The organism is Stenotrophomonas sepilia, assembly GCF_003244875.1.
GTDB classification, from domain to species: Bacteria; Pseudomonadota; Gammaproteobacteria; order Xanthomonadales; family Xanthomonadaceae; genus Stenotrophomonas; species Stenotrophomonas sepilia.
In genome coordinates this window covers 1-5,524 of the sequence record NZ_LXXZ01000060.1, presented here as the reverse complement: position 1 = coordinate 5,524, position 5,524 = coordinate 1, and the positions used below count along the sequence as shown (strand labels likewise).

Here is a 5,524-nt window from a genome sequence, read left to right as displayed (position 1 = left end):
GCAGCAGCTGCTGCAGGGCCTGCATCTGGCTGTACTCGCCGCTCACCGCGCTGGATCGACGGCCCTCTACCAGGTCACTGCGGAACACCACCTGCACATCGGCCTGGCGGCCAAAGCTGCGCACGGCATCGGCCAACGGTTGTTCCGGAATGGCGTAAGTGCGCAGCGGTGCGGCCACTGTGGCTTGCGCCTGCACCACCGGCACCCAGGCCCGCGGCAGCAATGCGGTGGAGATGGCCAGGGCCAGGACGGTAGCGCGACGATGACAGGCGGATGCCGTGGACGGCATGGAAAGGAACTCCTCAAGCGGGGCGGGACCACGGGCACGTCCGGTGCCCGGTGGTGTGTCTGGCTTGAGAAGAAACGCGGTTTCGCTCTGGCTATACCTCTATAGACAGCGGGGTACCACGACTGCCCACGGTTTTTTCATGTTTTTTCATGCAGCCGGTTCATGCGTGCTCCGCGGGCGCTTCACCACACCAGCAACGCACCACCGGGCAAGCGCTGCACCCGCAGTCCCGCCTGCGCGGCCACGGCGTCGATGGCCGTGTCCGGCTGCTGCAGATGGAACAGGCCACTGACCCGCACGCGTGTGCCCTGCCCGCCCACCACCCAGACCGGGGCACGCCGGTAGCGGCCGAGATCGGCGATGGCCTGCGCGGCAGGCAGACCGTCGATCACCACCTCACCACGGCGCCACGGCGCCATCGCCTCCGGCGCGGCCTGCCGAAGCGGCTGCAACCAGCGCCCGTCACGGAACGCGCGCACCTGCCCGGCGCGCAGGCGCTGCACGCTGCCATCGCCCGGGCGCACATCGACCACGCCCTCGCTGACGTCGGTGGTGATGGTGGCGCCCTGCATCGACACGCTGAACGCCGTACCGATATCGCGGATCTGGCCACCGCCGGCCTCGACCTGGAACGGTCGCTGCTCATGCGCCACCTGGAACCAGGCCTGCCCGCGCAGCAGCTGCACGCGCCGCTGCTGGCCATCGAACGTGAATGCCAGTGCGGTGCCGGCATCGAGTACCGCCGTGCTGCCGTCGTCCAGCCGCACCACGCGCGGCGCATCGCTGCTGCGCACATCGCTGCGCGCCAGCAGCAACGCGTGCGGAGTGGCCGCGACCATCAGCACTGCGGCCGCAACACTGGCGAGCAGCCAGCGCAGACGGCGGCGCGGTGCGATCGGGCGCAGCCCCTGCCGATCTGCGGTCAGCTCGGGCAGCGCGGCCAGCACCTCGGGCCCGGCAGCGTCCAACCGCTGCCAGAAGGCCTGCTGCTGGCGCCAGGCCCGCGCGTGGCGGGGATCGGCCTGCAGCCAGCGCTGCAGGGCTCGTTGCTGGCGTTCCGGCAGCGGGCCTGCACTGCGCAGTATCACCCAGCGCAACGCCTGCCTGGCCTGACGCGGCGAGGGTTCGGAGGTGGTCATGATTGTGGCCTGCCGCACCACGAACGGGTGCGCTTTCCTGTTGTGACAACGGCGGGCGCGATCTGCCCACGGTAATCGCCACTCATCGACGCATTCCCTGCTGCTGTTGTTGGATCAGCAGCGCTGCGCGCAGCACATGCTTGCCGACCAGGCTCTTGGAGATTCCCAGGCGCGCGGCGATTTCGCGCTCGCTCAGGCCCAGGTAGCGGTTGAGCACGAAGCACTCGCGCACCTGGGCCGGCAGGGCGAGGATGGTCTGGGTGATCTCGCGCAGCTGCGCCTGGTCCAGCGCCTGCGCCTCGCCATCATGCCCTGCATCGCCCATGTCGACGGCGTACTCGGCCATCGCTCGCCGCTCGCGCGCGTCGGCCTGGCTGCGGTTGAGCGCGTGATGGTAGGCCATCCGGTACAGATAACCGCGCGGCTCCAGGATGGGCGGATCGCCGGGCACGCTGCTGGCCTTCAGGTACAGGTTCTGCAGGGTGTCCTCGGTACTGGCCGGGTCGAGATAGCGTGCGATGAAGCGGGACAACGCGCGGCGCTCGCGGATCAGCAGCTCGACCAGCGCCAGGGCATTGGGAGACATAGGTGCCAAGACCGGACCGGGGAATGATGGGCGTGATGGCGACGGTCCGGACGTGGATTGTGGGCTGCGCGGCCGTGGGCGGCAAGCCGCGGGCTCGTTCATCCACGCATGGCAGGTGCTCTGCGAACTGCAGCGCGACTGGGCCCGCTCGGCAACGGTCCCGGATTTCATGAACCTCTTCATCGCAACCGGTGGTACCGCGGGCATCCAGTTCTCGTACGATCGTACCGAGTGATGGGGTGGCGGCCCCGGTCCTGGCTGGGGCCGCCCTTTTTGGCGCAGTCGAGCCTGGCTCGACGCCACAGACAGATGGAGAACGTGATGGCCTACGCACGCATTGTTTCGACCGCCGACAACTATCTGCACCACATCAGCAACGGCAGCTTCGATGTGGACGCGGACGAGCCCGCCTCGCTGGGCGGCCAGGGCAAGGGCTTCGCACCGTTCGACCTGTACCTGGCCTCGCTGGCGGCGTGTACCGCCATCACCCTGCGCATGTATGCGCAGCGCAAGGGCTGGGAGCTGGGCGAGTTCCATGCCGAGCTGCGCTCGGAACGTGACGAGGATGGACGTTTCAACGTGCACCGCGTGCTGCATGCCAGCGCCGAGCTGAGTGATGCGCAGTGGCAGCGGTTGCTGCAGGTGGTGGAGAAGACCCCGGTGACCCTGGTGATGCGCGAGGGTGCACGCATCACCAGTGAGCGCGGGGGTGCTGCGTAACCCCATCCACGCATGGCGTGGATCTACTGTAGAGCCAAGCCCATGCCCGGCTCTGCAAAAGGCTCAGCGCCGTGAATGCAGTACGGTGCGCTGGCGCATCGCGTTGAATTCCTGCTCTACCTGCTGGATATCCTCGGCCTGGAACCCGGCCGCGTCCAGCAGCTGGTCGGCGGCGGCGGCCGCCAGCGGATCATCGTCACGCTGGCGCCAGCAGCGCGCTGGCAGGAAGTAACCCACTTCGCTGCGCCCGCGCATGATCACCACCGGCCGGCCCGCATACAGCAGGAACTCCGCCAGGTGCTGGCGCAGCCCCTCCACCGAGACATAGGCCGGGCCGACGCCCAGCGATCGGCTGGACGGTTCGGAACTTTCGAACAGCTTGCGACGGCTCATCCACTCCTCCTTATGTGCAGCGCGTGGTCTCCTTTCCCTAGACGGGCGCATCGCTGCACCCCCGCCACGCACTACGTGATCCACATCACGCCGTCACTCAGAACCCGGTATTGAACTCCAGCTGGAACACGTCGATCGACAGTGGAGCACCGGACACTTCCTTGGCCGCCATCCACTTGCCGCTGATCCAGCTGCGCGCGTCCAGCGCGTAGGCGCCGCCCACGTAGTAGCCGCGGGCATTGGTGCCTCCGAGGTGGAAGTTCGGGTCGTTGTAGGCGTCCGGCAGCGCATCGGCCTCGATGCGCTTGTAGCCCAGCAGCGCCTGCCACTGGCCCTTCTCCTTCAGGTCGGTGGCACCGAAGGTGGCCTGCACCATCCAGGCGGTGTCGCCGCTGCGGAAGGTGTCGATGCTGGCGGTACCTCCGGCGCCGTAGTTGTTGACGATGCCGTTGTTGGCGCGGCTGAACATCGCCTGCTTGTCGTAGGCCAGGTTGCGGATGTAGTCGCCGTCCAGGCGCAGGCCGATGCCCTGGGCCAGCTGCGTATCCCAGCGCAGGTTCAGCGTGGCCAGGCGGAATGCCGAGGCCAGGCCGACGTACTGCGGGGTGGGCGTGTTGGCTGGATCCAGCGGGTTGCGTGCGATGTCGCGGATCAGCATCAGGGTGTTGCCCTTCTGCATGAAGGCCGGGCGCGACCAGTCGGTGTCGCAGCCGACCGCGCCTGCGTACAGCGCGCACGGCGAGGACAGGCGGCCGCTGATGTTCTTGAAGTCGTAGTAACCCAGCGCCGCGCGCAGCGCGTTGTCATCGTTGAAACGCCAGTTCACGCCGACCTGCGCACCGGACAGCCACTTGTTCTCGTTCGGAGTCTTGACCCGGCTCTGGCTCGGCGAGCTGTCGGAGGTGTACTCCAGCGGCACCACCGCGAGGTTGCCGAACAGATCGAGGTCGCCGTCATCGAAGTCATACTTCAGGTTCGCAGCCAGGCCATCGAAGTTGATGTCGTTGGAGAACAGCGTGTCGCTGGTCCAGAACGGATTGCCGAAGCGGCCACCGCGCACCGTCACCCAGTCCGCCGGGCTGTAGGCCAGCCAAGCCTGGTCCAGCCACACGTCCTTCTTGCTCAGGCCGCCACCCAGCTGCTCGGTGGTCGACACCGGGCCATTGCTGCTGCCGCTGGCCAGGCGCACGCCGGCCGTGGTGTGCTGGCCGATGGTTGCCTCGATGCCCAGGCGCGCACGGATGCGCCACAGGTTACGGCGGTCCTGGCGGGTGTTCAGCAGCGGCGGCAGCTGCAGGTTGGTGTTGGTGTTGGTGTCGAAGCCGTTGCCGGAATTGATCGACGACCAGTTGCTGACGATGTCGCTGTTGCGTTCGGAGAAGAAGCGCGACTCGCTGCGCACGCGCATGTCACCGGTGACCTTGATGCGCTTGGTCCACTCAGCCACTTCGTTCGGCGCCGCCCAGCCCTCGGACCTGGCCTGCGTCATCACCTCCTGGCGCACCTCGTCACGAATGCCGTCGCGCACGCTCTGCGGTACGTAAGGCACGCGCACGTCACCGGGCTCCAGGGCCACGCCACCACTGGCGGCCGGTGTCCCGGCGGCCGCGGTGTGCTGCAACGCCGCTGCTTCGGCCTGCGCCTGCACCAGCAATGCCTGGCCGTCTTCGGGCTTCAGCGCACCACTGGCGATCAAGCCCTTGATCAGCTTGACCATGGTGGTTTCGGCGGCCATCGCACCGGCCGGGGCGGCCAGGCTGAGCAGCACGGCGCAGCACAGCAGCGCCCGTCGGGCCGGCCGCGGGCGGCGGGAATCGGTTCGTGCGCGGACGTGGTCGTTCATCACGGTTCTCATCGAATGAAGGGAAATCACGGAGTTCGAGGAATCAGGCCCCGGGCCGGCGGCCCTGGATCAGGACGCGGGCGGGGAAATCAAGCGACGGCGGCGGTGCCTGGTCGACCTTGCCGATGCGACGCAGTGCATCGAGCACGGCCGCGTCGGCCTCCTCGTTGCCACTGCCACGCACCAGCTCGACCTTTTCCAGGCGACCATCGCTGGCCAGCCACACATTCACCTGCAACTGGAACGCCAGGCGCTTGACCTTGTCGTCGCGCGAGATCGCCTGCTGCATCAGGTAGCCGAGGTAGCGCCCATAGGTGGCATTGCCGGCACCGCCACGACCGACACCGGACGAACCGCCACCACTACCGGACTGGATGCCGAAGTTGTCGCCACCGGCCTGCGCGTCGGCATTCATCGTCACCGGATCGCTGTTGTCCGGGGTCGGCGTCGGCTCTTCGGCCGGCGTCGGCTGATCCAGCGGCTCCGGTTCGGGCATCGCCTCTTCCGGCGGCGTTTCCGGTTCCGGCGGTTTCTCCGGCGGCGGCGGGGGTGGC

Annotated in this window: 7 protein-coding genes; 1 reads left to right on the top strand and 6 read right to left on the bottom strand. The window is 67.9% G+C overall.

Features of this window, described 5'->3' with window-relative positions; genetic code table 11:
* From A7X97_RS12545 to A7X97_RS12535, 3 genes are all read right to left on the bottom strand, one after another.
* On the bottom strand, window positions 1-289 hold a 289-nt coding region (locus A7X97_RS12545), incomplete at its 3' end, for an STN domain-containing protein (protein WP_218958787.1).
* 182 nt (window positions 290-471) lie between these two features.
* On the bottom strand, window positions 472-1,428 hold the full coding sequence (locus tag A7X97_RS12540) for a FecR family protein (RefSeq protein WP_111008001.1): 957 nt from the start codon (window positions 1,426-1,428) through the stop codon (window positions 472-474).
* An 82-nt stretch (window positions 1,429-1,510) separates the two neighbouring features.
* A complete protein-coding gene (locus A7X97_RS12535; protein ID WP_065177682.1) occupies window positions 1,511-2,014 on the bottom strand; it encodes an RNA polymerase sigma factor in 504 nt (167 codons plus the stop codon).
* Between the two features lie 321 nt (window positions 2,015-2,335).
* Between A7X97_RS12535 and A7X97_RS12525 the strand changes: the two genes are divergently transcribed.
* Window positions 2,336-2,734: an OsmC family protein gene (locus tag A7X97_RS12525; RefSeq protein ID WP_111008000.1), complete on the top strand. Its 399-nt coding sequence runs from the start codon at window positions 2,336-2,338 to the stop codon at window positions 2,732-2,734.
* A gap of 63 nt (window positions 2,735-2,797) precedes the next feature.
* Here A7X97_RS12525 and A7X97_RS12520 read toward each other — a convergent pair whose 3' ends face one another.
* The 3 genes from A7X97_RS12520 to tolA form a co-directional block, all read right to left on the bottom strand.
* Complete coding sequence (locus tag A7X97_RS12520; RefSeq protein ID WP_088496241.1) at window positions 2,798-3,127, bottom strand: hypothetical protein; 330 nt, start codon at window positions 3,125-3,127, stop codon at window positions 2,798-2,800.
* Between the two features lie 97 nt (window positions 3,128-3,224).
* Complete coding sequence (locus tag A7X97_RS12515; RefSeq protein ID WP_072168828.1) at window positions 3,225-4,970, bottom strand: putative porin; 1,746 nt, start codon at window positions 4,968-4,970, stop codon at window positions 3,225-3,227.
* Between the two features lie 43 nt (window positions 4,971-5,013).
* Window positions 5,014-5,524, bottom strand: a 511-nt coding sequence (tolA, locus tag A7X97_RS22265) for a cell envelope integrity protein TolA (RefSeq protein WP_111008002.1), incomplete at its 5' end; no start/stop codon positions are given.